The 23,603-nt window shown below is 73.1% G+C and carries 23 protein-coding genes, 1 tRNA gene and 3 pseudogenes; 11 read left to right on the plus strand and 16 right to left on the minus strand.

Annotation, left to right across the window (positions count from 1 at the left end):
- Window positions 1-7: 7 nt before the first annotated feature.
- The 4 genes from solA to AC07FJ_RS06765 form a co-directional block, all read right to left on the minus strand.
- A complete protein-coding gene (gene solA / locus AC07FJ_RS06750) occupies window positions 8-1,159 on the minus strand; it encodes an N-methyl-L-tryptophan oxidase (RefSeq protein WP_479046031.1) in 1,152 nt (383 codons plus the stop codon).
- Window positions 1,160-1,174: 15 nt separating this feature from the next.
- Window positions 1,175-3,715: a GcvT family protein gene (locus AC07FJ_RS06755; RefSeq protein WP_479046032.1), complete on the minus strand. Its 2,541-nt coding sequence runs from the start codon at window positions 3,713-3,715 to the stop codon at window positions 1,175-1,177.
- 23 nt (window positions 3,716-3,738) lie between these two features.
- Complete coding sequence (locus tag AC07FJ_RS06760) at window positions 3,739-4,377, minus strand: MBL fold metallo-hydrolase (protein ID WP_479046035.1); 639 nt, start codon at window positions 4,375-4,377, stop codon at window positions 3,739-3,741.
- Between the two features lie 314 nt (window positions 4,378-4,691).
- Complete coding sequence (locus tag AC07FJ_RS06765; RefSeq protein WP_479046925.1) at window positions 4,692-5,483, minus strand: IclR family transcriptional regulator; 792 nt, start codon at window positions 5,481-5,483, stop codon at window positions 4,692-4,694.
- 233 nt (window positions 5,484-5,716) lie between these two features.
- Between AC07FJ_RS06765 and AC07FJ_RS06770 the strand changes: the two genes are divergently transcribed.
- Complete coding sequence (locus AC07FJ_RS06770; RefSeq protein WP_361428435.1) at window positions 5,717-6,040, plus strand: bifunctional 3-phenylpropionate/cinnamic acid dioxygenase ferredoxin subunit; 324 nt, start codon at window positions 5,717-5,719, stop codon at window positions 6,038-6,040.
- 145 nt (window positions 6,041-6,185) lie between these two features.
- On the opposite strand, the gene AC07FJ_RS06775 is transcribed toward AC07FJ_RS06770, so the two are convergent.
- Complete coding sequence (locus AC07FJ_RS06775) at window positions 6,186-7,061, minus strand: NAD(P)-dependent oxidoreductase (RefSeq protein WP_479046037.1); 876 nt, start codon at window positions 7,059-7,061, stop codon at window positions 6,186-6,188.
- A gap of 120 nt (window positions 7,062-7,181) precedes the next feature.
- On the opposite strand from AC07FJ_RS06775, the gene AC07FJ_RS06780 reads away from it, so the two are divergent.
- Both AC07FJ_RS06780 and AC07FJ_RS06785 read left to right on the plus strand, forming a co-directional pair.
- Window positions 7,182-7,547 (plus strand): winged helix-turn-helix transcriptional regulator, encoded by a 366-nt coding sequence (locus tag AC07FJ_RS06780; RefSeq protein ID WP_479046038.1) that lies wholly within the window; start codon window positions 7,182-7,184, stop codon window positions 7,545-7,547.
- Window positions 7,548-7,686: 139 nt separating this feature from the next.
- A complete protein-coding gene (locus AC07FJ_RS06785) occupies window positions 7,687-8,052 on the plus strand; it encodes a DUF488 domain-containing protein (RefSeq protein WP_479046041.1) in 366 nt (121 codons plus the stop codon).
- On the opposite strand, the gene AC07FJ_RS06790 is transcribed toward AC07FJ_RS06785, so the two are convergent.
- The gene (locus AC07FJ_RS06790) at window positions 8,042-8,881 is read right to left on the minus strand and encodes a DMT family protein (RefSeq protein WP_479046043.1); all 840 of its coding nucleotides are present in this window, start codon (window positions 8,879-8,881) and stop codon (window positions 8,042-8,044) included. The two genes, AC07FJ_RS06785 and AC07FJ_RS06790, sit on opposite strands and share 11 nt — an antisense overlap.
- Entirely contained in the window at window positions 8,878-9,633 is a 756-nt protein-coding gene (locus tag AC07FJ_RS06795) for a phosphatase PAP2 family protein (protein ID WP_479046044.1), read from the minus strand. The genes AC07FJ_RS06790 and AC07FJ_RS06795 overlap by 4 nt, the downstream gene beginning before the upstream one ends.
- A 147-nt stretch (window positions 9,634-9,780) precedes the next feature.
- Here AC07FJ_RS06795 and AC07FJ_RS06800 point away from each other — a divergent pair, with 147 nt between their 5' ends.
- Entirely contained in the window at window positions 9,781-10,392 is a 612-nt protein-coding gene (locus AC07FJ_RS06800; RefSeq protein WP_479046046.1) for a TetR/AcrR family transcriptional regulator, read from the plus strand.
- Window positions 10,393-10,424: 32 nt separating this feature from the next.
- Here AC07FJ_RS06800 and AC07FJ_RS06805 read toward each other — a convergent pair whose 3' ends face one another.
- Window positions 10,425-10,949: a DUF309 domain-containing protein gene (locus tag AC07FJ_RS06805; protein ID WP_479046048.1), complete on the minus strand. Its 525-nt coding sequence runs from the start codon at window positions 10,947-10,949 to the stop codon at window positions 10,425-10,427.
- A 121-nt stretch (window positions 10,950-11,070) separates the two neighbouring features.
- Between AC07FJ_RS06805 and AC07FJ_RS06810 the strand changes: the two genes are divergently transcribed.
- Together AC07FJ_RS06810 and AC07FJ_RS06815 are read left to right on the plus strand one after the other, a co-directional pair.
- A complete protein-coding gene (locus tag AC07FJ_RS06810) occupies window positions 11,071-13,734 on the plus strand; it encodes an ATP-binding protein (protein ID WP_479046050.1) in 2,664 nt (887 codons plus the stop codon).
- A 53-nt stretch (window positions 13,735-13,787) separates the two neighbouring features.
- Window positions 13,788-13,861 (plus strand) — tRNA-Pro (locus AC07FJ_RS06815).
- 281 nt (window positions 13,862-14,142) lie between these two features.
- Here AC07FJ_RS06815 and AC07FJ_RS06820 read toward each other — a convergent pair.
- The 3 genes from AC07FJ_RS06820 to AC07FJ_RS06830 form a co-directional block, all read right to left on the minus strand.
- Window positions 14,143-15,411 (minus strand): hypothetical protein, encoded by a 1,269-nt coding sequence (locus AC07FJ_RS06820; RefSeq protein ID WP_479046052.1) that lies wholly within the window; start codon window positions 15,409-15,411, stop codon window positions 14,143-14,145.
- Window positions 15,408-15,758 (minus strand): hypothetical protein, encoded by a 351-nt coding sequence (locus tag AC07FJ_RS06825; protein WP_479046054.1) that lies wholly within the window; start codon window positions 15,756-15,758, stop codon window positions 15,408-15,410. The genes AC07FJ_RS06820 and AC07FJ_RS06825 overlap by 4 nt, the downstream gene beginning before the upstream one ends.
- A 468-nt stretch (window positions 15,759-16,226) precedes the next feature.
- Complete coding sequence (locus tag AC07FJ_RS06830) at window positions 16,227-19,013, minus strand: ATP-binding protein (RefSeq protein ID WP_479046057.1); 2,787 nt, start codon at window positions 19,011-19,013, stop codon at window positions 16,227-16,229.
- Between the two features lie 160 nt (window positions 19,014-19,173).
- Here AC07FJ_RS06830 and AC07FJ_RS06835 point away from each other — a divergent pair, with 160 nt between their 5' ends.
- The 4 genes and pseudogenes from AC07FJ_RS06835 (at window position 19,174) to AC07FJ_RS06850 (ending at window position 20,817) form a co-directional block, all read left to right on the plus strand.
- Window positions 19,174-19,431, plus strand: coding sequence for an SH3 domain-containing protein (locus tag AC07FJ_RS06835; RefSeq protein ID WP_479046928.1), 258 nt, complete (start codon window positions 19,174-19,176; stop codon window positions 19,429-19,431).
- 147 nt (window positions 19,432-19,578) lie between these two features.
- Window positions 19,579-19,738 (plus strand): annotated as a pseudogene (locus AC07FJ_RS06840) (SPDY domain-containing protein); the annotation flags it as partial.
- A gap of 44 nt (window positions 19,739-19,782) precedes the next feature.
- Window positions 19,783-20,189: pseudogene (locus AC07FJ_RS06845) on the plus strand (TrmO family methyltransferase domain-containing protein); the annotation flags it as partial.
- Window positions 20,190-20,331: 142 nt separating this feature from the next.
- Window positions 20,332-20,817 (plus strand): hypothetical protein, encoded by a 486-nt coding sequence (locus AC07FJ_RS06850; RefSeq protein ID WP_479046059.1) that lies wholly within the window; start codon window positions 20,332-20,334, stop codon window positions 20,815-20,817.
- Here the strand turns inward: AC07FJ_RS06850 and AC07FJ_RS06855 are convergent.
- A pseudogene (locus AC07FJ_RS06855) lies at window positions 20,810-21,202 on the minus strand (transposase); the annotation flags it as partial. The gene AC07FJ_RS06850 and the pseudogene AC07FJ_RS06855 sit on opposite strands and share 8 nt — an antisense overlap.
- Before the next feature lie 93 nt (window positions 21,203-21,295).
- Here AC07FJ_RS06855 and AC07FJ_RS06860 point away from each other — a divergent pair.
- A complete protein-coding gene (locus AC07FJ_RS06860; RefSeq protein WP_479046061.1) occupies window positions 21,296-21,679 on the plus strand; it encodes a VOC family protein in 384 nt (127 codons plus the stop codon).
- A 41-nt stretch (window positions 21,680-21,720) separates the two neighbouring features.
- Here the strand turns inward: AC07FJ_RS06860 and AC07FJ_RS06865 are convergent, their stop codons facing one another.
- The 4 genes from AC07FJ_RS06865 to AC07FJ_RS06880 all read right to left on the minus strand — a co-directional run bounded on the left by AC07FJ_RS06865 (window position 21,721) and on the right by AC07FJ_RS06880 (window position 23,505).
- Window positions 21,721-21,990: a hypothetical protein gene (locus tag AC07FJ_RS06865; protein WP_479046063.1), complete on the minus strand. Its 270-nt coding sequence runs from the start codon at window positions 21,988-21,990 to the stop codon at window positions 21,721-21,723.
- A gap of 205 nt (window positions 21,991-22,195) precedes the next feature.
- Window positions 22,196-22,447: a hypothetical protein gene (locus AC07FJ_RS06870; protein WP_479046065.1), complete on the minus strand. Its 252-nt coding sequence runs from the start codon at window positions 22,445-22,447 to the stop codon at window positions 22,196-22,198.
- Window positions 22,444-22,857: a DUF1622 domain-containing protein gene (locus AC07FJ_RS06875; RefSeq protein WP_479046067.1), complete on the minus strand. Its 414-nt coding sequence runs from the start codon at window positions 22,855-22,857 to the stop codon at window positions 22,444-22,446. The genes AC07FJ_RS06870 and AC07FJ_RS06875 overlap by 4 nt, the downstream gene beginning before the upstream one ends.
- A 108-nt stretch (window positions 22,858-22,965) precedes the next feature.
- Window positions 22,966-23,505 (minus strand): hypothetical protein, encoded by a 540-nt coding sequence (locus AC07FJ_RS06880; RefSeq protein ID WP_479046929.1) that lies wholly within the window; start codon window positions 23,503-23,505, stop codon window positions 22,966-22,968.
- Window positions 23,506-23,603: the final 98 nt, after the last annotated feature.

The raw sequence follows: 23,603 nt of genomic DNA on the forward strand, positions 1-23,603 counted from the left end.
CGGCCTCCTAGGGGGTGGCGGTGAGACGCCGGGGGTCGAAGAGCTCGATCGGATGCGCGGTGGTGCCGGTCAGGGCCAGATCGGCCAGGATCTCGCCGACGACCGGCACGAACTTGAAGCCGTGCCCGGAGAACCCGCAGGCGACCGTCACCGACTCCGGGTGCCGGGGATGGCGCGCGATCACGAAGTGCTCGTCGGGCGTGTTGGAGTACATGCAGGTCGCGGCCTTCAGGAACCGGCCCGGCAGGTCGGGCAGGAGACGGCCCGCCTGCCGGGCCATGGCCGCCGTCTCGTCGTCGCGCACGGTCCGCTCGATGGTCTCCGGCGTGCAGACGGTGCCCTTGCGGAAGAACGCCACCTTGGCGCCGAGCTCCGGCCCGTCGATGGCCGGGAAGCCGTAGATCTGGACCCCGTCCGCGTCCTCCCAGATGTAGACCGGATGGTGCGCGGGGCGGAACCGTTCGGCCGGACCGCGCGGCCGGAACCAGTACATGACCTGCCGCTCGATGGTGAACGACACTCCGAGGTCCGCGAGCAGCCCCGGCGCCCACGCCCCCGGGCAGATCACCAACTGCCCGGCCGTGTAGGTGTTCTCGGCGGTGTGGACGCGTACGCCGTCGCGGTACGGCTCCCAGCGCAGCAGCGGCTCCTCGTAGTGGAGCTCCGCCCCGGCCGCGGTGGCGAGCTGCAGATGGGCGGCGACGGTGTTCTCGGGCCGCAGCAGCCCGGCCCGCGCCTCGTACAGCGCCACCTCGTCGTCGGCCGGCGTCAGCGTCGGGAAGCGGCGGCGGATCTCCTTGGCGTCGAGCATCTCGTGCGGCAGGCCCCACAGCTCGGCCGACAGCCGCGATCCGGCGACGGTACGCGACGCGGGGCGGCCCAGCATCAGCCCGCCGCACAGCGTGGCGATGTGACGTCCGGTGTCCCGCTCCAGCCGCTCGTAGAGCTCGTACGCGCGCAGCAGCAGCGGTACGTAGGCGGGGTCCTCGAAGTACGACTGGCGCGTGATGCGCGAACCGCCGTGGCTGGAGCCCCGGTTGTGGACCGGACCGAACTTCTCCAGGCCCAGGACGCGGGCGCCGCGCGCGGACAGGTGGTGCGCGGCGGCGCTGCCCATGCCGCCGAGGCCGACCACGATCACGTCATAGGTGGGTGACACGTTGCTCCGGCCTCCTCAGCGGCGGATACGGCTCATCTCCGGGTCGAACAGCGGCTCGTCCGCGACCGTCGCCGGCACCTTCTGGCCGAAGTACTCCACGTGCACGGCCGTACCCGTCGCGAGCGGCGGCAGCCAGGCGTACGCGACGCAGCGGCCGAGGGTGTAGCCGTACGCGGCGCTCGTCACGTATCCGGCCGGGGTCCCGTCGACGAACACCGGCTCCTTGCCGAGGACGACGGCCGCCGGGTCGTCGAGGAGCAGCGCGGTGAGCCGGCGGTGCGGCTCGCCCGCCCGTTCCAGGGCCTCGCGGCCGACGAAGCCGCCCTTGTCCATGCGGACGGCGAAACCCAGCCCCGCCTCGTACGGGGTGTGCTCGTCGGTCATGTCGACGCCCCAGGCCCGGTACCCCTTCTCCAGGCGCAGGCTGTTGAAGGCCGACCGCCCGGCGGCGACGACGCCGTGCTCCCGCCCGGCCTCCCACAGGGTGTCCCAGAGCCGCAGGCCCAGGTCGGCGCTGGTGTACAGCTCCCAGCCCAGCTCGCCGACGTAACTCAGCCGCATCGCCGTCACCGGTACGAGCCCGACGTACGTCCGCTTGACCCGGAAGTAGCCGAAACCCCGGTGCGAGAAGTCGTCGCGGGTCAGCGGCTGCACCAGCTCCCGGGCGAGCGGGCCCCACACGCCGATGCAGCAGGTGCCGGAGGTGACGTCGCGGACGTGGACGTCGCCGGGCGCGTGCCGCAGCAGCCAGTCCTCGTCGGCGGGGTTGTTGGCGCCGATCTGGAACCGGTCCTCCGCGAGCCGCGCCACGGTGAGGTCGGAGCGGATGCCGCCGGTCTCGTCCAGGAGCAGCGTGTACGTCACCGCGCCCGGCTTCCTGGCGAGGTTGTTGGTCGTCATGCGCTGGAGGAAGGCGAGCGCGCCGGGCCCGGAGACCTCCAGGCGCCGCAGCGGCGTCATGTCGTACAGCGCGACCCGCTCGCGCGTCGCCCGCGCCTCGGCGGCCGCGATCGGCGACCAGTACCGCGCGGACCAGGCGTCCCGCTCGGGTACGCGCACGCCTTCGGCGAGCGGGGCGTTGGCCTCGTACCAGTGCGGGCGCTCCCAGCCGCCGCCCTCCAGGAAGTACGCGCCCAGCTCGCGCTGCCGCGCGTGGAAGGGGCTGACCCGCAGCGGCCGCGGCTGCTCCACCGGCTGGAGCGGGTGGACGACGTCGTACACCTCGATGAACTGCCGGGCGCCGCGCTCCTCGACGTACGCGGGGGAGCGCTGGGCCTCCTCGAAGCGGCCGAGGTCGCACTCGTGCACGTCGGCCGCGGGCCGCCCGTCGACCATCCACTCGGCGACCGCCTTGGCGGCGCCCGCCGCGTGCGTGACCCACACCGCCTCGGCGAGCCAGAAGCCGCGCAGCGCGCGGGACTCGCCGAGGAGCGGCATGCCGTCGGGCGTGAAGGAGAAGACTCCGTTGAAGCCCTCCTCGATCGCGCTGTCCGCGAGGGCGGGCAGCAGCCACCGGCAGTCCGCCCAGCTGGGGGCGAAGTCGTCGGGGGTGAAGGGGGACGAGGAGGGCATGACCGGCGCCTCGTCGTACGCCGGGACGGCGAAGGGGTCGACGGGCATCGGCCGGTGCGCGTAGCTGCCGATGCCGAGCCGGTCCGCGTGCTCGCGTACGTACAGGTCGCGGTCCTGGAAGCGCAGGATCGGCCGGGTCGCCTCGGCGCGCGCGCCGGCCAGTGCGGGCAGGGGGCGGGTCCGCGCGTACTGGTGGGCGAGGGGCAGGAGCGGCACGTCGACGCCCGCCATCCGGCCGATGACCGGGCCCCAGAAGCCGGCCGCCGAGACGACGTGGTCGGCCGGGAAGACGCCCTGGTCGGTGACGACCGCGGTGACCCGGCCGTTCTCGCGCTCGATGCCGGTCACGGTGTGCCGGCCGAGGAAGCGGGCGCCGCGCCGCTCGGCGCGCGCGATCTGGGCGCGGCAGGCGGGGACCGCCCGGGCGAGCCCGTCGTCGGGGGTGTGGAACCCGCCGAGGACCTTGCTCTCGTCGAGCAGCGGCCACAGCTCCTTGCAGCGGGACGCCGGGACCACCTCGCCGCGCACGCCCCAGGAGGCGGCGAGACCGGCCCTGCGGTGCAGGTCGGCGAGGCGCTCTTCGGTGGTGGCCAGCTCCAGGCCGCCGACCCGGTCGAAGCAGGGGAGCCCGTCGGCCTCCAGGGCGCCGAACTTCTGGACGGTGTACGCGGCGAACTCGGTGAGGGTCTTGGACGGGTTGGTCTGGAAGACCAGACCGGGCGCGTGGGAGGTGGAGCCGCCGGGGGCGGGGAGCGGCCCCTGCTCCAGGACGGTGACGTCGGTCCAGCCGCGGGCGGTCAGTTCGTCGGCGAGGGAGCAGCCGACGATGCCGGCGCCGATGACGACGACGCGGGGGGCGGCGCGGGCCCGGGCCCGGGCGTGTGCGGGTCCGGGCTCCTGTGCGGGTGCGGGTGCGGGTGTGTGTGCGTGTGCGGGTGTGTGTGCGTGTGCGGACGAGCGGGACGAGCGGGACGTGCTGGACATGCCCCTCCTCGGTGTCGGGGGTGTCAGACGGCGGCCGGGACGTGCGGCCGCTCGGCGGCGATCGTGGTGTCGCGGCCGTGCCCCGTGTGCACGACGGTGGCGCCGGACAGGGGCAGCAGCCGCCCGCGCAGGGACGCCATGATCGTCGCCTGGTCGGAGTGTGAGCGGCCGGTCGCGCCGGGCCCGCCGTGGAACAGGGTGTCCCCGGTGAACACCGCGTCCAGGAACGGGACGTGGACCACGCAACTGCCCCAGGTGTGACCGGGGGTGTGCAGCACCCGTGCCGCGACCCCGGCGACCAGCAGCCGTTGCCCGTCGCACAGTTCACCGTCAGGCCGCCGTCCCGGGTGGACCGTGTCCCACAGCGCCCGGTCGGCGGCGTGCAGCAGGACGGGCGCGCCGGTGGCCTCCGCCAGGGCGGGCGCCGCGCCGATGTGACCGTCATGACCGTGGGTGCACACGATGGCGGTGACCCGGCGGCCCGCGACGGCGGCTGCGATCGCCCGGGCGTCGTGCGCGGCGTCGACGATGAGCACCTCCTCGTCGTCGCCGACGAGCCACACGTTGGTGCCGACGTCGAAGGTCTCGCCGTCGAGGCCGTCGAGGCCGTCGAGGCCGAAGGTGCCGGCGGTGACGAGCCGTTCGGCACGCACGCCGCTCACCGTACGGCCACCGAGGGCAGCACCTCGCCGCACCGGCCCGCGTCGTGGAGCTCGCGTGGCTCACATTGAGGGGGCTCTGAGGACTCAGGGGGCTCCGAGGGCACGACAGCACTCCTCTGCTGTTGCACAGTGCGCGATGGGTTGCGCGGCGAGGAACATACTGGGAACGGCGCCGACGGACCGTCAAGAGGCCGGGACGAACGGCGCGCAAAAGCATCGGGCGCCGTGAAGCGCCCGGACGCACGACGACGCGGGGCCGGGTTCCCCCGGCCCCGCGGAGGAACGGAGCGCCGTTCCCGGGCGTGTTCCTTGGCTCAGAAGCCGTACCCCATGCGCCGGGAGAGCTCGTCGGCCGCCGACACCGTGCGCCGCGCCAGCTCCGGCAGCCGGTCCCGCTCCAGCCGGTAGGCGGGCCCGGACACGCTCAGCGCGCCGACGACCTTGCCGTCGTGCGCCCGTACCGGCGCGGCCACCGCGTTCAGCCCGAGCTCCAGCTCCTCCGTGACGAGGGCGAACCCCTGTCGGCGCACCGCCTCCAGCTCGGCGCGCAGCATCCCGGCGCTGGTCACCGTGTACTCCGTGAACCGCGGCAGCGCCCGTGCCAGCAGCCCCTCGCGCAGCGTCGCCGGCAGGTGGGCGAGGAGCACCTTGCCGCTGGAGGTGGCGTGCAACGGGGTCCGTCTGCCCAGCCAGTTCTGGGCCGTGACGGACGCGGGGCCGCGCGCCTGCATGATGTTGACCGCCGCGTCGTCGTCCAGCACCGCGATGTTGACCGTCTCGCCCAGTTCGTCGGCGAGCTCCCGGCAGACCGGTGCGCCCTCCTGCGAGATGTCCAGCCGGACGGCCGCCGCCCCCGCCAGGCGCAGGACGCCGGCCCCCAGGAAGTACTTGCCGCGGTCCTGCGCCTGCGCGACCAGGCCGCGGTTCTCGAGCACGCCGAGCAGCCGGAACGCCGTCGACTTGTGCACGTCCAGCTCGTCGGCGATGTCGGTGACACCGGCCTCGCCGAGGCGCGCGAGGATCTCCAGCACGCTCACCGCGCGGTCCACCGACTGGATCGAGCCGGCCGCGCCCTTGGAGGCCCGCTCGCGCGCGTCCTCGCGCACGTCGTCGTGCGCGTCTTCGCGGGTGTCGTCGGGGAGCTGTTCGGCCACTGACTGGTCACGGGTCACAGCTCAACTCCCACCCTCTGGCAGCCGGTTCGGGCCGCATCTTCGGGAAGCCCTTGACGCGGCGGGCGACCCGACCGGATTCTGTTGCGCATCGCGCTCTCTCGTGTGCTATGCGAAACGTCATGCTACCCAGGGGTCCTGGATTCCCGGACCACGGAGGGGGACCCGTGATTCCCGTCTGCCGCCTCGAAGAACTCCCCGTCGGCGAGTCCGTGCGCGTCGGCACCAGCCCGCCGATCGCGGTGTTCCACACCGAGGACGGCGAGCTGTACGCCATCGACGACACGTGCACCCATCAGGACGCGTCCCTCTCGGACGGCTGGCTGGAGGGCTGCCTGGTCGAGTGCCCGCTCCACGCCGCCGCGTTCGACCTCCGTACGGGCCGGCCGACCTGCCTGCCCGCGCGCCGCCCGGTCCGCACCCACCGGGTGGTCGTCGCGGACGGCGTCGTCCATGTCGTCCCGTCCGCGCAGGAGGACAGCGCCGCATGAAGCGCCCTCCGCGCTCTCGCCCGCAGGGCCGTCCGGCGCCCGCGCCCTGACGGAGCGGGAACGGCCCGCTTCACGAGGGCCGCGCCGTGCACGCGGGGACGACCGCCCTACGAGGCAACCGTGGCCCCACGCGCCCACGCGAGGCTCAGCCAGGCTGTTTGATGCTCTCGATGATGCGGGCGAAGCCCTCCTTTCCGTGGCCCGCGTCGATCTGGCGTTGGATGAGCCGCTGGACCATCGCGATCACCTCGGTGCCGATGCCCTGGGCGGAACTGGCGGCCACGAGGTCACCGAGGTCGGAGAACTCCAGGCTCTGCTGCCCCTCGACGGTGTAGTCCCCGCCGTCGATCACCGCGGCGAACCCGTCGAAAGCCCCGGTCATGGCGGTCAGCCACGGCGCGGCCATGGCGGCGAACTCACCCGCCGTCACGCCGGCCGGCGCGACCATGGCGGCGCCGTGCAGGAATCCGGCGAACATCACGTACATGCCCGCGAGGAGGGCGAGGTCGTACAGGGACGCCAAGCCGGCGTCCTCACCGAAGTAGGTGGCGGTTCCCCACAGGTCGAGCAGCGGCTTGTACTGGTGGAAGACCTCAGCCGTTCCGCTGTACAGGATCGAGGCCTCGGGCCGGCCGATCATGCGGGGTACCGCCATGATGCCGCCGTCGAGATACGCGACCGCGGCGTGTTCGGCCCAGGCGGCCAGCTCCCGTGACTGGGCCGGTGACGTCGTGGTCAGGTTGATCAGGCTTCGCCCGGCCAGCTCGTCGGAGAGCGGATCGAGCACCTCCCGGACCGACGCGTCGTCCAGCAGGCACACGATCACGAGTCGGCCGGCCCGCACCGCGTCGCGGGCCGTGGCGGCGGCCTCGGCGCCCCGCGCGACGAGCTCGTCCGCCTTCCCCGGCGAGCGGTTCCAGACGGTGGTCGGGTATCCGGCCTCCACGAGGGCGCCTGCCAGTGCGCGCCCCATCGCCCCCAGCCCGAGAACGCTGACGTGGACGCTGTTGTTGGTTGTCATGGTGTGAGCCACCCCTCCGGTTCGTCCTTCGGTTGAATCCTCGGTACTGCCCGTAGAGTTGACCAGTACGGACTTATAAGTCGGGTACTCACCTGCGGGTAAGCAGGTCTTGGGGGGCGGATGGCAACGCGCGTACGACGTGGTCCCTACTTCTGCGGCATCGACGCCGCAATGGACGTAGTCACGGGTAAATGGAAGTCGCTGATCCTCTGGGAACTGCACCATCACGGGACGCGCCGGTTCGCCGAACTCCGACGCGGTCTGCCGGGCGTCAGCGAGAAGATGCTGATTCAGCACCTGCGGGAAATGGAGGAGGACGGGCTCGTCCATCGTGAGGTGTACCGACAGGTGCCACCAAAGGTCGAGTACTCCCTGACGGAGCACGGCGTCTCACTCAATGCCGCCCTGGCTCCCTTGGGAAAATGGGGCGCTGACCGGATGGAGCGGATCGGGGCCGAAAAAGTCCCGTACGACGATGCGGTCTGACGGTCACGGACGGCCTGATCAGCGGCATGGCGGCAACCTGCCCGTCGGGTCGACGTCCACCATCGCCCGGCCCGGCCCGGCGGAGGCGCCCCAGCTGCCGCACCGCCTCCTCGACCCTCGGGTCGCCTAGCCTGGAGCTATGACAAAAGCCGCTCATCGCCCGAAACTCCGCCGGGTCTACGAGCCGCCGGAGCCCGGCGACGGGACGCGGGTCCTCGTCGACCGGCTGTGGCCGCGCGGTCTGGCCAAGGCGGACGCCCACGTCGACGAGTGGCCCAAGTCCGTCACCCCCTCGACCGAGCTGCGGCGCTGGTACCACACCGGCGAGGGCACGTACGAGGAGTTCCGCGAGCGGTACGAGGCGGAGCTGGCCGCCCCGGAGGCGGCCGAGGCCCTCGACCGGCTGCGCGAGCTCGCCCGGAAGGGGCCGCTCACGCTGCTGACCGCCTCCAAGGAGCCCGCCGAGAGCCACGCGGCTGTGCTCGCGGAGCTCCTCAGGCGGTGACCGGAGCGGCCACGCGCTGACCGGACGTCAGCAGCAGCACACCGCGCGCCGCCAGCGCCGCCGACCCCGCGGCGACCAGCCACCCCACCGGGCCCGCCCGGAAGCCCTCGCCGAGCAGCGCGACGCCGATGACGGCCGCCGCCGCCGGGTTCGCCAGGTTCACCACCGCGAGCGGCGCGGCGAGCCCGCCCCGGTACGCGGCCTGCGACAGCAGCAGCCCACCCGTGGCGAACACCGCCACCAGCACGGCGAGCAGCGCCGTCTGCCAGGCCGCCAGGGGCCCGCCGGGCAGCTCGCGCGCGAGCGAGGCGGTCACCGTCTGCGTCAGCGCGGACGCCACGCCGGACGCGACGCCCGACGCGGTGGCGAACCCGAGCCCGTACCCCTGGCCGGTCCGGCGTACGAGCGCGGCGATCGCCAGCGCCGTCACCGCGGCGACCGCCAGCCCCTCCGGCAGGGACAGCGCATCGCCCGGCGCTGCCGGGCCCACCACCGCGACCAGGCCGACCAGCCCGCCCAGGGTCCACAGCGCCCCGCGCCACTCCGCCGCGCGCACCCGCCGCCGCTCGAAGCACGCCCCGACCGGCAGCGCGGCCACCAGGGTCAGCGCGCCGAGCGGCTGGACCAAGGTCAGCGGCCCGTAGTGCAGCGCCGCGACATGGGTGAGCGCGCCCGCCGCGTTGAGCCCGATCGCCCACCACCACAGGGGGCGTGCGGCCAGCGCCCGCAGGCCGCCCGCCGGGGCGAGCCGCGCCTGGACGACCGCGGCCAGCGCGTATCCGGCGGCCGAGGCCAGCGACAGCACCACCGCGAACAGCGTCGCCCTCATCGCGCCGCCACCCCGAGGAGCACCGGCTCGCGCCGCACGGCCCCCGGCGCCCGTACGGCGGCCAGGACGCCGCCCAGCAGTACGGCGGCCACCAGGGCGTCCAGCCAGTAGTGGTTGGCGGTGCCGACCACGACCAGCAACGTCAGCAGCGGGTGGAGCAGCCACAGCGGCCGCCACCGGCCCCGCGTGGCGGCCATCATCCCGATCGCGACCATCAGCGCCCAGCCGACGTGCAGCGACGGCATCGCCGCGAACTGGTTCGCCATCGTGTCCGTCTCGGGCGTCGCCCCGTACACCGACGGGCCGTAGACGCGCGCCGTGTCCACCAGGCCCGCCTCGGCGAGCATCCGCGGGGGCGCGAGCGGCACCAGCAGGTGGAGCGCGAGCGCGGCGCCGGTCAGGAGCGCGAGCGCCCGCCGGGACCACAGGTAGTGCCCCGGCCGGCGCCAGTACAGCCAGCCGAGGAAGGCCACGGTCGCCGGGAAGTGCACAACCGCGTAGTACGTGTTCGCCGCGTGGACGACCGTCCCGTCGTGCAGCAGCAGCCGCTGCACCCACCCCTCACCCGGCAGGTGGACGGCCCGCTCCAGCTCCCAGACATGGGCGGCGTTCCCGAAGGCGCGGCTCTCGTGGCCGTTGGCCGCCAGCCGGCCCAGTTTGTAGACGAGGAACAGCGCTGTCACCAGCGCCAGCTCCCGTACCAGGGGCGGCCGCGGGGTGGCGGTCGTCTCCGGTGGTATCCCGGCAGCCATGGTCCGGCCCCTCTGATGGTTCGCTTAGGCAACAAAACGGAAAGCTTAGGCCCCGTCTCATCGATACGCAAACGTCTCGATACGCGCCCGTCTCGATGGGGTAACCTCAAAGGCGCACCGAGGCATCCGTCAGCGGGGGAGAACCCGATGTCCACGCAGGCCGCCACCACCGCCGCGCGCCGCAGCAAGATCACTCCCGAGCGTGAGCAGGAGCTGTACGCGGCCGTCCTGGACCTGCTGCGGGAGGGCGGCTACGACGCCGTCACGATGGAGGGCGTCGCCGCCCGTACCAAGTGCGGCAAGGCCACCCTCTACCGGCAGTGGAAGACCAAGCGGCAGCTCGTCACCGCCGCGCTCGCCAAGAGCCGCCGCTCGCTCTTCACCGACATCGACACCGGCTCCCTCGCGGGCGACCTGCGCGCCGCCGCCGAGGCCGCCGCGACCCGCCGCGGCCGCGACACCGAACTGATCGAGGCCGTCGGCCAGGCCTACCTGCTCCACTCCGACCTGCGCCGCTCACTGCGCGAGACGGTCATCGACCCCGAGGTCGCCGCGCTCGACGCGATGCTCCAGCGCGGCATCGCCCGCGGCGAACTCGACCCCGCCAACCCGGCCATCGCGTTCGTCGCCCCCTGCTTCCTCGGCGTCCTGCGCGTGGAACGCCTCTTCGACGACCGCTTCACCGGCGAGGACGCCCTCCCGGCGCTCCTGGAGGCGGTCCTGCTCCCGGCGCTGGGCCTCGCGCCGCCGCGGGCGTAGACGGCCCCGGGGCCGTCGGCGCGCAAGCCCGCCTACCGGCGCAGCCGCGGCGCCTCCGCCGCCGGATCGATCGCCGGATCGATCGCCGGGTCGATCGCCGGGTCGGCCGCCAGTTCGGCCGCGCCCTCCAGCCGGCCCGCCAGCCCCCGGGCCCACCCCACCAGCCCCCCGACATCGATCCCGTACACGGGCGGGAAGGCGCGGATCCGCTCCGCGCCGCGCCGCAGCAACCGCGCCCCGCCCGCTCTGTTCCCGCGCGCCGCGTGCGTGAGGCCCACCGCCAGCTGCGCCAGGCCCCGCCACAGCTCGCGTTCCTCCTCCCGCTCCCCGGCGCACGCCTTCCACGCGTCCTCCAGGACCTCGTGCGCGTGGAACGGCAGCCCAGCGTCCAGCAACCGCTGGGCCTCGCGGAGGGTTTCCCCGGGCGTACGCACCACCCCCTCCGGCTGGCGCTCCACACCCGGCGCGCCGTACGGCAGCGGGCGCCCCAGCCCATCGCGGGGGCGTGCGTTGCGTGCGCGGCCCTCGGGGTCGCGGTCCCTTCGCGTCGTGTTCACGCCTCGATTGTCACCCTTCCGGCGGGAGCGTTCCCAACCATGTCCTCCGCCGCCGGGGCGCGGCTACCCTCGGGTCCGGAGACGCACACATGCCCGGGCACTTCGTGGGGGAGGGAAGGCGATGCTGCCGTCCCGGTCGGAACACCGGCTGTCCGTACCGCTCTTGGAGCGCGAACCGGAGCTCGCCGCGGCGGCCCGCGCCGTGGACACGCTGTGCGGCGCCGGCGCCTCCGGCGGGCTGCTGGTCTACCGGGGTGAATCCGGCATCGGCAAGACGGCGTTACTCGACGCCGTACGCCGGATGGCCGCCGACCGCTGCACCGTCCACGCCGCGCGCGGCGGCGAGACCGTCACGTCCGTCCCCTTCCACGTGGTGCGGCAACTGCTGCAACCCGCCCTCGCCGCGTACGACGGCGACGAGCTGCGGCGGCTGTTCGCCGACCGGTACGACATCACCGCCCCCGCCCTCGGCGTCACCGTCCCGAGCGCCCCGCTCGCCGACCCGCAGGGCGTACGGGACGGGCTGGACCGGCTCGTCGCGCGGCTCGCCGAACGCCACCGCCACCAGCACCACCGCCCGCTCGTCCTGATCATCGACGACGCGCACTGGGCGGACGCCGAATCGCTGGGCTGGCTCGCGTCCTTCGCCGTCGGCCTGCCCGCCCTGCCGGTGCTCGTCGTCCTCGCCCACCGCCCCAGAGCCGGGGCGGACCCGGCCACCGCCCTGCTCGATCGGCTCGGCGAGGCGGCCAGGCTCCGCGTCACCCTGCGTGCCCTCACGGCGGACGCCACCGCCGGGATGGTCCGGGCCGTCCTCGGCGACGAGACGGACGAGGCGTTCTGCCGGGAGGTGTGGACGCTGACCGGGGGCAACCCGTACGAGACGGTGGAGCTCCTCGCCAAGGCCCAGGACCGCATGCTGACCCCGGTCGAGGCGTCGGCGGCCCTCCTGCGCGACCTGGCCGCTTCCGCGCGCGGCAGCGGGCTCGTGGCCCGGCTGGAACGGCTCGGCACCGGCCCGACGCGCTTCGCCTGGGCGGCCGCCGTGCTCGGCACCGACATCTCGCAGTCCCTCGCCGCCAGCCTCGCCGGGATGACCGCGGCCGAGGCGGAGAACTGCACGCGGCGGCTGCGCGAGGCCCGCATCGTCACCGGCTCCGACCACCTGGAGTTCGTCCACCCGCTCATCGCCACCGCCATATACCGCTCCATCCCGCCCGCCCTCCGCACCGCCATGCACGGCCGGGCGGCCTGGGCCCTCACACGCGCGGGCCTCGGCGCCGCGGCCGCCTCCCGCCACCTGCTCGAGATCCACCCGGACGACGACGAGGAGGTCGTCGCCCAGCTGCGCGAGGCCGCCCGCGAGTACCTCGCCCTCGGCGCCCCCGCGGCGGCCCGCCGCTGCCTGGAACGCGCCCTCCAGGAGCCGCCGCCCCCGGAGGCGTACGCGCAGGTCCTGTACGAACTGGGCTGCGCCGCCCTGTTCACCTCGCCGTCCGCCGCCGTGCGCTACCTGCGCTCCGCCCTCGCCCTGCCGGGCCTCACCGGGCCCCGGCGCACCGACGCCACCTGCCGCCTCGCGCAAGCCCTCGCCCACACCGACGAGCCGCGCGAGGCGGCCCGCGCCGTCGCCGCGGAGGCCGCGCGGACGCCGCCGGGCCCGGCCCGGACGCGGCTGGAGGCGGCCCGGTTCATGTACGAGGGGTTCCAGGCCGCCGAGGAGGACGGGCCCGGCCGCTCCCGCCGCCTCGCGGACCTCGCCGGCCGCCTCCCCGGAGCCGACAACACCGAACGCGCCCTGCTGTCGCTGCGCGCCTTCGACGCGATGCTCCGCGGCGAGAACGCCGACCACGTCCTCGACCTGTGCGCGCGCGCCCTCCCCGACGGCCGCCCGGCGCGCGGCCTGGGCTGGACCGACACCGAGTGGGGCTGCGAGACACCGGCCATGGTCGGCGTCGCGTACGCCTTCACCGACCGGCCCGACCACGCCCGCGCCCTGTTCGAGGAGGCGGTGCGCGCCTTCGAGATCTCCGGCTGGAGCGGCGCCCACCTCGCCTTCGCCCACACCCTCCTCGGCCTGGCCCACCGCCGCCGCGGCGCGCTCGCGGAGGCCGAGAGCTTCCTGCGCGAGGCGCTGCGCCTCGCCGACCGCCTCGGCACCGGGCTGCCGGTCCAGTGGGACGCCGTCTGCCTGCTCATCGACACGCTGCTGGCGCGGGGCCGGACCGCGGAGGCCCGCGCCGTCGCGGACCACTACCGCTTCGGACCGCCCTGGCCGCACGCGATGGTCGTGCCCGACGGCCCCTGCGTCCACGGCCGGCTCCTGCTCGCCGAAGGCCGCACGCAGGAGGCCGTCACGGAACTGGAGTCGGCCGGCCGCGCCTTGGAGCGGCGCGGCCGCCTCAACCCCGTCTGGGCCCCCTGGGCCTGCGATCTGGCCCGCGCCCTCGCCCCGGCCGACCGGCCCCGCGCGGCCCGCTACGCCGAACAGGCCCGCGCCCACGCCGAACGCTTCGGCACGGCCACCGCCCTCGGGGAAGCCCTGCGCTGCGCGGCCCTGTTCGCCCGCCCCGACGAGGCCGTCCACCTCCTGAACCGGGCGGTCCGGCACCTGGAGACCTCCCCCTCCACGTACGAACACGCCCTGGCCCGGTACGACCTCGGGCTCGCCGCCGGCTCCCCGGCGGAACTGACCCGCGCCGCCACCCTGGCCACCACCTGCGGCGCCGACACCCTCGCGACCCGCGCACGCGAGGCCCGGGAGACGAACCCACGCCGAGAGTGAGGTAATCTTTTCCTGCGCGCTCACCACGGCGACCAGCCGGGGGACACGCGCATCGGGACGTGGCGCAGCTTGGTAGCGCACTTGACTGGGGGTCAAGGGGTCGCAGGTTCAAATCCTGTCGTCCCGACTCGAAAGAGTCGCAGGTCAGGGGCCGTTTCAGAGAAATCTGAAACGGCCCCTTGATCGTTTTGGGTCGTGGACTCCCGCAAGGACTGGCGCGTCATCCACGGCGTCCGCCCGGCATCCGTCGAGTCCACTGGAGCATCGCCGGACGCTGCCGCTGAACCCGATCCCGGGCAGCGATCTCACCATTTCCGTGCGAAGTGCTGCCGGGTCGCATGAGGACCGCCTGTTCCCCGCAGGGTATTCCGGCACCGGAACAGGTGGTATCCGGTCGCGGCAGCCGGGTCAGGCCAGGGCCAGCCCCACCAGGAGCAGCGTTCCGCCCGTCGAGAGGCCGAGACCCAGCCACCACACGGGACGCATGGCGGCCTTGGCGGTGGCGGCGGCGAGCGCCTCGGCGATCACAGCGACGGCAGTGGCGGCCGCGAGCAACTGTGCCCGGCGACCAGCGTGTTTAGCCAGATCTACCTGTCGCGCCTGCTCGGCCGCGGCGTCCGACAGCCGCTCCGGAGGCTTGTTCAGCGCCGCCACCGCTGCCGGGTCGACGCCGTCGCCCGTGGTGGGCGGTCGTCCCATGTGGTCGACGATCTTCCGGACCTGCCGGGCGATCCGTTCCTCGGCTGCGGCCACCACCCCCTCGTGCCGAGCTTCCTCGGGTGAGACGCCGGTCTCCAGGGAGGCGAATGCACGCGCAGTCGCCTGGAGCGAGGCGATCTCGGCGACTTGCAGGCCCTCCGCGATGAACGCGGAGCGCTCGGCATGGGCAGTGATGGACGTGTTCAACCGGACGGCCTTGCGCGCCGCCTCGGCCTGGGCCCGCTGTCCACCGGCCGTCGCGAGCATCTGGCCCAGGGGTAGCAGGAGCAGGAGCGCGAAGACGAACAGGTGGAGCCGTGAGGCACGCCGGTCCCGGTCGGTCACCGCCGGCTGCGGGATGACCTCGACCCCCCTGAGCACTCGCGGAGCCCCCAGTGCCGGTGTGGGGCGCAGTCGCCGTGGGCGTACCACTTGAGCTGTGACCACCGCCACCAGGACGGCGGCGGCCGCTGCACCGAGGCACGCCAGCCCCCAGGCCGCCTTACGGTCGCCCGCCCGGAGCGTGGCCTCGGGGTCGATGCCGTATGCGCCGGGGGAGCGCCGCTGCACATCGGCGAGGCGGCGGGGCAGGTTGTAGCCGAGACGCTCGTGGCGGTAGCCGGCGACGTCGAGGATGCTGCCCGGTTCCGCCGCCTGGCGCAGGCCGAACGCGGTCTGTGCGGCCAGGGCGTGTTCGGACGCCGCGACGCGCCCTTCGTCCTTCGCTCCCTCCAGACCGTCCGCGCGTGCCTGTGCCACCGCCTCCCGGAAGGCGAGCTGCGCCTCGTCCCCGTACACGTACCGGATGTCCTCCAGTACGGCGGCCTGCCGCTTGACGTCCTGCCGCACCGCGCTCTGGTAGGCGCCCGAAGCCTGGGCGTACAGCCACGTGGCCGCGACCGCCGCCAGGGCCACGATGCCGATCAGCGTGAGCTGCACCTTGAGACGGACGCCGAACCGCTTGACGTCCCGGCTCATGGCGCCTGCCGTTCGAAGGTCACCTGTTGCCCGGTGTCGTCGGTCAGCGTGAGGGTGTCTCCGTTCACCGTCCAGACGCGGGTCTCGGGGGTGAGCTCGCCGGGTTGATCGGTGTAGTTGCCCGCCGGGTTCGACGGATCCTGCCGTGTCCGCAGCACACGCGACGGTTGCAGAAGCAGCACATCCCCGTCGACGCTCACGGTGCCGTCCGCGAGGTGGCTGAACTCGACGAAGCCCGAGGGGCCGGGATACGAAAGCAGCCCCATGAACCGGTAGGTGCCGTCCGACAGGAATCGGTACGCCAAGGTGGCGTCGTCCCCCTCGGCGTCGCTCTCCCAGGCGCCCACGAGCGCTTCGGGAATGACAGCGGCCTCCTCCGCCGAACGTCCAGGCGTAGGCGGAGTGGGCGCCGGACTCGAGGTGGGCGTCAGGCTCGGAGTGGGTGTAGGGGGCTGTGTCGGAGTGGGCGTCGGAGTCGGAGTAGGGGTCCATGTCGGAGTCGGCTCGGTGGATGGGCTCGTCGGGCTGGGCCCCGGGGTCTCCTCGGCGCCGGAACAGGCTGTCGGAGCGGTAGCCAGCACCACGACGATGAGCGCGGCGCGTATGCCGGTGCGAGTCCGGCCCGGCCGTGTGCGCGGCGGGCGCGCCTTCGTACGGCGGACGTGGGTGATCACTGCTTGCCTCCCGTCGGGTTCGCCGGGTGGTCCCGGGCGACGCCCTGTCCGAAACCGTAGGGACGTTGGGCGGGTCGGCGCCTCGACAGGTGGCCTAGGGTCACCCCAGGGTCGGCTCGAAGCAACCCACGCAGCCCGCTCTCAACTCTCCGGCGTGAGCCTGCCCGCCAGCTCCGCCCGGGAGGTGATGCCGAGCTTCGCGTAGACGTTGCGCAGGTGGTACTCGATGGTCTTGACGCTCAGGACCAGTTCCGTGGCGATCTGACGGTTCGTCCTGCCCCGGATCGCCAGGGACGCCACGGCCAGCTCTTGCGGCGTCAGCACGGGATGCCGGACTTCCGCGGGACGGCCGGAGGCGAGACCGCAGGCGGCCAGCTCCGTGTCGCAACGCCGCAGATAGGGCGCCGCCCGCAGCCGGTGGAACACGCGCCGGGCGGCCTCCAGGTGAGCGGCCGCGTCGGTGCGCCGGCCCGCGCGGCGCAGGAACGACCCGTGGGCGAGGCGCAACAGCGCTGCCTCCCAGCACGGTTCCCCCTCGGCGCTGAGGGACAGGCCGGTACCGAAGGCGTGCTCGGCAGCCCGGGTGTCGCCACGGGCACTCTCCACGATGCCCCGGCACCGTGCCGCCGCCACCCCGTCCAGCCACCGGTCGCGCTCGACGGCGCGGAGCTCGTACGGCGCGAGGACGTCCTCCGCCTCGTCGGGCCGGCCGCAGCGGGCCAGCGCCTCCACCAGCAGCGGGCGCCACTGCACGACGCCGTCCTCGTCGAGGCCGCAACGGTGGAGGATCTCCTTGGACAGCAGCGGGCTGAGCGCCGTGACCACGCCGTCGTACTCGCCTCGGGCGGCGTGCACCAGGGCCAGCGCGGTGGACGCGAACGCCGTGTCGTTGACGTCGCCGAGCACGCGCGCGTGTCCGGCGGCGGCCACGGCGTGCGCCATGGCGGCCTCGAAGTCGCCCCGGCCGGCCAGCGGAAAGGCCGCACAGGCGTGCACCACGGCGAGGATCGACACCTGATCGGTGTCCTCCGCCAGCGACACGGCCTGCGTACCGTGCACGATCGCCTCGTCCCACAGCCCCGCGCGGTACTCCGCGTCCGTGAGGAAACCCAGCGACACGAGAGCCGCGTAAGGCAGCCCTCCCCGCCTGTGGGACGCGAAGGCGTCCTCGAGGTCACGCCGGGCCTGCCCCAGCTTGCCCTGCCACAGACGCAGCATGCCGCGCGCGAGCAGCCCGTCCAGATGCTCGGGGCTCCGGCGGGGTCCCGCGTCCGGCAGGTGCGCCAGGGATGCCATGCCCCCCTCGTGGTCGCCCGAGAGCGCCAGTCCGATCGCCAGGGAGTCGCGCAGGAAGGACGACCGTTCGGCGGGCGGCAGGTCCAGTCCGCGCCGAGCCCAGCCGACGATGCCGGCGGCGTCGCCCTGGATGAGGCTCAGCCACGCCATCTGCTCCGCCGCACAGCGCACCGTCTCGGTGTCGGTCGCCGGGCCGACGCTGTCCCAGCAGGCGCTGAGCTCGCGGCGGGCCTCGTCCAGCCGGCCGGCGGTCAGCGCGAAATGCCCCAGTACGTAGTGCTGTTCGGCCGACGGAGTCATCTCCAGCAGCGCCGGGACGAGTTCGCCGGCCTGACTGACGTCACCCGCGAGCAGCAGCCACTCCACCGCCCGCAGCATGCGCCGGCCGTGCTCCTCGCGATCGGTGGACAGGCGGGCGGCCGCCATCGACGCGGAGGCCGCGGCCGACCAGGCTCCCTCGCGGGACTGCCGCAGGGCGAAGGCGTCGAGCTCGCTCGCCAGTTCCGCGTCCGGCCCCACGGCGGCATGAACCCGGTGGTGCAGGGCGGTGCCCGGGTCGTCCGTGAGCGCAGCCGTCCGCGCGTGCAGCCGGGAACGCTCGGCCGGCTCCAGCCCGTGGTAGACGCCGGCCCGCAGCAGCGGATGAGGGAAGACGGCCTTCGGCGTGGCTCCGAGGGGGCCCTCGTCCAGCAGCTCCCGGTCCATCGCCTCCGTCAGCGCCTCCAGCGGCTCGGCCACACCGGCCACCCGCGCTGCCAGGTGCAGGGCGGCGGAGACCCCGATGACGCTGACCGCGCCGATGAGCCGGCGCGTGGCGGGAGCACAGGCGTCGAGTCGTTCGGCGATCAGCCGCTCGTAACCACGGGGTGCGGGCAGCGACATGGTGCCCGCGCCCAGTACGTCGGCGGGGAACTGCTGAAGCAACGCCCTGGTGTGCAGGGGATTGCCGTGCGTGTGACGCATCAGCCGCGCGAGTGCCGCGCGCGGCAGTGGCGCCGGGCCCAGAGCCGCGTTCAGCGCGGCCAGCTCCGGCATGCCCAGCCCCTCCAGCGTCAGCCGCAGGGTGGTGTCGTCGTCGAGCATGCGGCGCAGCCCGGGCGGCAGCCGCGGGTGAGCGGCGTCCCGGGTCACCAACACGGTCAGCACCGGGTCGACGCTCAGTCGGCGCAGCACGAAGGTGAGCGCGTGCAGGGAGGGGGTGTCCGCCCAGTGCGCGTCGTCGATCACCAGCAGGACCGGGGCCTCCTCCTGGAGCCCGCCGAGGGCGTCGATCAACGCGGCGCCCACCAGGACCGGGTCGGGCACGGCGGCGCCGGGAGTCGCGCAGCGGCCGAGGTCCCGTAACGGTGAGTCGGGGGCGGCCTCCCGCCCGTGCGCCGACAGCTGAGCCATCACGCCGTACGGTAGATCCGCCTCGCTCTCCTCGCCACCGGCCCGCAGCACCCGGCAGGCGGGCTCCAACCCTGCGAGGAAGCGTCGTACGAGCGCACTCTTGCCGATGCCGGCGGGGCCCGTGACAAGCGCCAGCTGCGGCTCGCTGCGCAGCGCGGCGACCCACCGCCCGCGCAACTGGTCCAACTCCTCCGCCCGCCCGAAGAACAAGGACTCCGTACCCCGCTGCCGCCGCGACATGCGGTTCCCTTCTCTCTGGGACGCCCTCACCGGCCCCTGGCGCCGCACCGTCGTCTCTGTGACCGACGTGGTCGCCATTCCGGCTGGTTCCGCATGACCCGCGCATCACCCGCACGAGCGAACGCCGCCGGGCCGCTGCACGGCGGGCGCCCCCGGCGGGATCGGCGCACAGCCCTGGCCGACGAGCAGCTGCTCGTCTCTCCCGCCGCTGCCGTACGAGGTGCACACCAAGGCCGTCGCCATCCGGTCCAAGGCCACCACAAAGTCCACCGCAGTCGGGGTGCTCTACCGCAGCCACAAGTTCACCGTGTACAAGAAGAGCGGTAACTGGCTCTACATCACGGATAGAACGACCGGCGTGAAGGGCTGGGTCTCCGGCACGTACGTCTACCGAGACGTCCGCATGGGCCTCAGCTGACACGCGCGCAGCAGTAACCGGCGTACCTCACAGCAGGGCTGTTCGAACAACCCGCCGCTTCCCCGCCCCTGACGCTCCAGGTGTCGTCTTCCGAAAAGGACGTCCCGTTGTCCGAGCCCCGATTCCCTCCGGTGGGCCCAGTGAAGCCTGGCGGATGAGCCGTTCCACCTGGGGGGATCTGCCGATCGCCCGGCAGATCTCCGCCCGCGCGGACACGAGCAGCCCACCCGCCCAGTGGTCGGCGTACTTCACCCCCGGCGTCCCCGGCGAGTCCGTGGCCGACTTCCTCGCCGCGCTCGATGCCCGCGTCAGCGCTGTCCGTGAGATGACGGAGTTCTTGTCTCGGCGAGATTGGAGTCGATCATTCGGCTGCGACCGGAGTACCCGGAGCAGACGCTGCAGGGGATCGGCGAGTTCTCTCACCTCCAGGTCACGTGGTTCTTCAACTTCGGCTATCCCGACGATGTCGCCCTCCACGCGCGCAGCCCGCGCGACAACCCGGCGTGGCCGGCCACGGGCACCTTCGTGCACCACAACCACCGGCGCCCGGCCCGGCCCGGCTCGCGACTTCGTTTCCCCGGCTGCTCCGTGTCGATGGGCGGGACCTGCACGTCACCGACCTCGACGCCGACGACGGCACCCTGGTGGTGGACCTGGTGGCGGTCTTCGAGGAGTTCCTGCCGCGCGGCACCCTCAGCCAGCCCGCATGGCCCAGCGAGATGCTGAGGGACTACTGGAGGGACACCGCCGAGCGCTGATTCGGGGCATCCTCCGGAACTGAGAGTGCGGCCGCCTCGGTGCGCGGGCGGCGCCACCGTTGCCGTTCTCGGGGGGTGCCCCTATGCCTTGGTCAAGGGAAACGGGGGTGCGTTGGGCCAGGGAGCCGGGCAGCATGGCGCCGTGGCCGATCTGCTGTGGGATGACGTGAGCTGTTTCTTCGACCCAGACTTGATGGGGTCGCTGCCGGACGTGCGTGTCCCGAACGCCTCGGTGGAGGACTGGCAGGCCGTCCTCGATCTTGTCTCGGAGAGGGGCTGGAGGTACCGGTACTCCGAAGGCGAGGCGGTGCTTCCGGTGCCCCGGGCGGAGGACGTGCTGTCCCGCCCGGCGGATGCCGAGTGCCCTGATTTGCGGGTCTGGCCGACTGCCGATGTGTTGGCCATCTTCCGGTTTCATGCAGACGACGAAATCGACTTCGACATCGACCTGCGGGAGTTGCAGGGCCAGGACCGGCTTGATGTGTTCTGCGGCTTCCTTCGGAAGATCGGGCGGCGGCTGGGCAAGCCGGTGCTGATGGACGCGGAGGGCGACTACGGCCATCCGGTGCTCGGCTTCGACGTTGAGGCCGATCGAGTCGTTCTCCTCGCAGACCCGCAGGTCAGGTGACCGCGGCCATTGGCTGCGGTTCGTGGAACGTCTCGTCGCGGAGCATCGCGAAAAGGACGTCGGCCCGGCGTCGGGCGAGGCAGAGCAGGGCCTGGGTGTGGTGCTTGCCCTGGGCGATTTTCTTGTCGTAGTAGGCCCGGGACGTCGGGTCACCCAGAGCGGCGAACGCGGAGAGGGAGAAGGCGCGTGCGAGCTGTCTGTTCCCTCTCCGGGAAGGCTGTTCGCCGCGGATCGATGAGCTCGAGCTCCGGGTCGCCGGAGCGAGACCCGCATAGGCGGCGAGATGGCCGGCGATCGGGAAAGTGCTGCCGTCACCGACCTCGATCAGGATCCTGGCTCCGGTCCTGACTCCGACTCCCGGCATCGAGGTCAAGACCTCGCGAAGGCTCCGTGGACCAGTACGAACGTCGGTATCTGTGCGCCATGAGCGAGCGCAACTCGGTGGCGTCTGGAGTGGAAATCAGGGAGGCTCGCGCGCATGGTCTCGGTAGTGCAGAACGTGGCGATTGACTGTGTGGATGCCTACGAGCTGGCCCGGTTCTGGAGCAGGGTGACCGGCCGTCCGCTGCATCCGGAGGACAAACCGGGTGATCCGGAGGTTCAGGTGCTGCTGGCGGAGGGCCCAGTGCTGTACTTCAACCAGGTGCCCGAGGCTAAGACGACCAAGAACCGGATCCATCTGTGTTTGCGCCCGGAGGCATCGCGTGAGCAGGAGGTTGACAGGCTGCTGGGCCTCGGCGCCACCCTTGTGGCTGATCTCCGGAATCCCGATGGCTCTGGCTGGGCGGTGCTTGCCGATCCCGAAGGCAACGAGTTCTGTGTTCTGCGCAGCGAGTCCGACCGGGCCGCCATGACTTCCTGATACACCTGCGGCCATCCTGGCCGGTTTCGGATGAATGCTGGTCACAGCCACTCGTTGATGGCTGTGACCAGCATGGTCGCCTCAAAGCGGACCGCGAGCTGGTCGTACCGCGTGGCGACGGCGCGGCTCCTCTTGAGGCGGTTGGTCCCGCACTCGACCGCGTGCCGCTCGCGACAGTCGATCGCGTCGAAACCCGGCGGACGGCCGCCACGGGAGCCGGGTTTCCGGCGGTTGCGCGCCTCGTCGGTCTTATCCGGGAGCGCGGCGCTACTCACGTACGCGGGCGCCGCCGAGTACGGCGATGTCGTCACCTGCGGCGGCTACGCGGTCCGACAGCGAGGAGTTCCTGCCGCGGGGCGCCGTCGGCCGGCCCGCATGGCCCCGCGAGATGCTGGAGGACTACCGGAGGGACGGTCGGCGAGCGGGAGCCACGTTCATCGGTGGTGGCTCGGCGCCGTCGCGCACGTCGTCTGGTCCAGAAAAGCGCAGTTCAGTGCCCGGTAAGCGGCGCTGGCGCTACGTGGCGGTGCGGGAGGCGATGCTCAAGCCGATGCCGAGGAGTTTGCGCAACGCGATCACCGCGGCCGCGAGGACGATGCCGTCCCAGGAGAGGTCGCCGGAGAGGCGGATGAGACCGGCGGCGGTCAGGAAGTCGAGCAGTACGGATAGGGCCGGACGGAGCGTGTGCGTTAGGCGGTAGGCGGAGACGGCCGAGACGAGCCCGGCCGCGGTGATCAGTACGGCCGCGGCCTCCAGCCAGGGCTTCACGTCGGCAGGCCCTTGGCGCTGTGCCGCTGGTGCGGTGCGTCATGCTGTTCGAGCTCTGCCCGCTCCTGGGCGATCTCCCGGCCGAGGAAGTAGTTCAGCGCGGTCCGGATCGCCGCGATGGCCGCCAGCTGCCCGATTTCGGTGAAACTGGGCGCGACCGCGGTGCGCAGAACGTCTCCCGCGAGCTGGAACTCCAGGCCGAGTACGAGGAAGCGGCCCAGACTCAGGCGGATGCGGTTGAAGCCGGCCACCCGGCCCCGTGCCCGGACTCCGGCCCGCACGAACTGGACGAAGGCCCAGACCGCACCGATGAAGATGATCAGAGCGCCGGCGGACTCGATCAGCCGCACGAGCAGGCCGATCACGTCGCGCAGTGTCGACTCGGGCAGCGGTTCCACCGACAAGACCATGGCTCAGCCGGTACCCCGCCACCCTTCCGGTGATGCCCGGCATACCCCGAGCGGCCCAGTCGGCGACGCGGTGCCCCGACGCGGCGCGGCGGGTACGCGGGTGAGCGGTCACCCTCGGCAGGCCTGGCGTGCGAGGTCCTCGAACGCCTCTCGGGTCATGGCGCCTTGGCCGGTCAGCACCTCTCCGGCCGGCAGCCCCGCGAGCTCCCGGGCGTCGAACGTCACCGAGGCGGTGTAGACGTAGGAGTCGTCGGGATCGGCGAACGCGAGCTCATACGAGTAACCCGGTTGCAGGCTCTGCGGACCACGGGTCTCGGCCGCCCATGACGAGGGCGGGGCGAACAGGGGGAAGTCGGCAGCCTTGTGCGGCCCAGGGGTGTCCCAACCGATCCAGGAGTCCTCCGCCAGGGGTTCCGCCGGTGCGCTGCCCCGCGCCTCGTCCGGTGCGGCCCCTTCCGTACCCCGCGCGAGGGTGCCGCGCAGCCCGGGCCCGCGCACCCGGCCGTCGTCGTCGCACGACCTCAGCAGCGCGTACGGGGCACCCCGCTGGTCCGCGTACACCGCCACCAGCGGACGCTGCTCCGGCGAGCACCCCGTCAGAGAAAGAAGGAGCGCCCCCGTGAGCACCGGAACCAGCCCCACCCGCATGCTCACGCTCTTCAACACACCCACCAGTCGCCCCCCCCCACGAGCACCCGCGTGGCGCGCAGTCTCGCACAGCGCGATTCCCCAGGGCCACGAGCGTG

It is taken from the genome of Streptomyces sp. NPDC045998, from assembly GCF_056430285.1.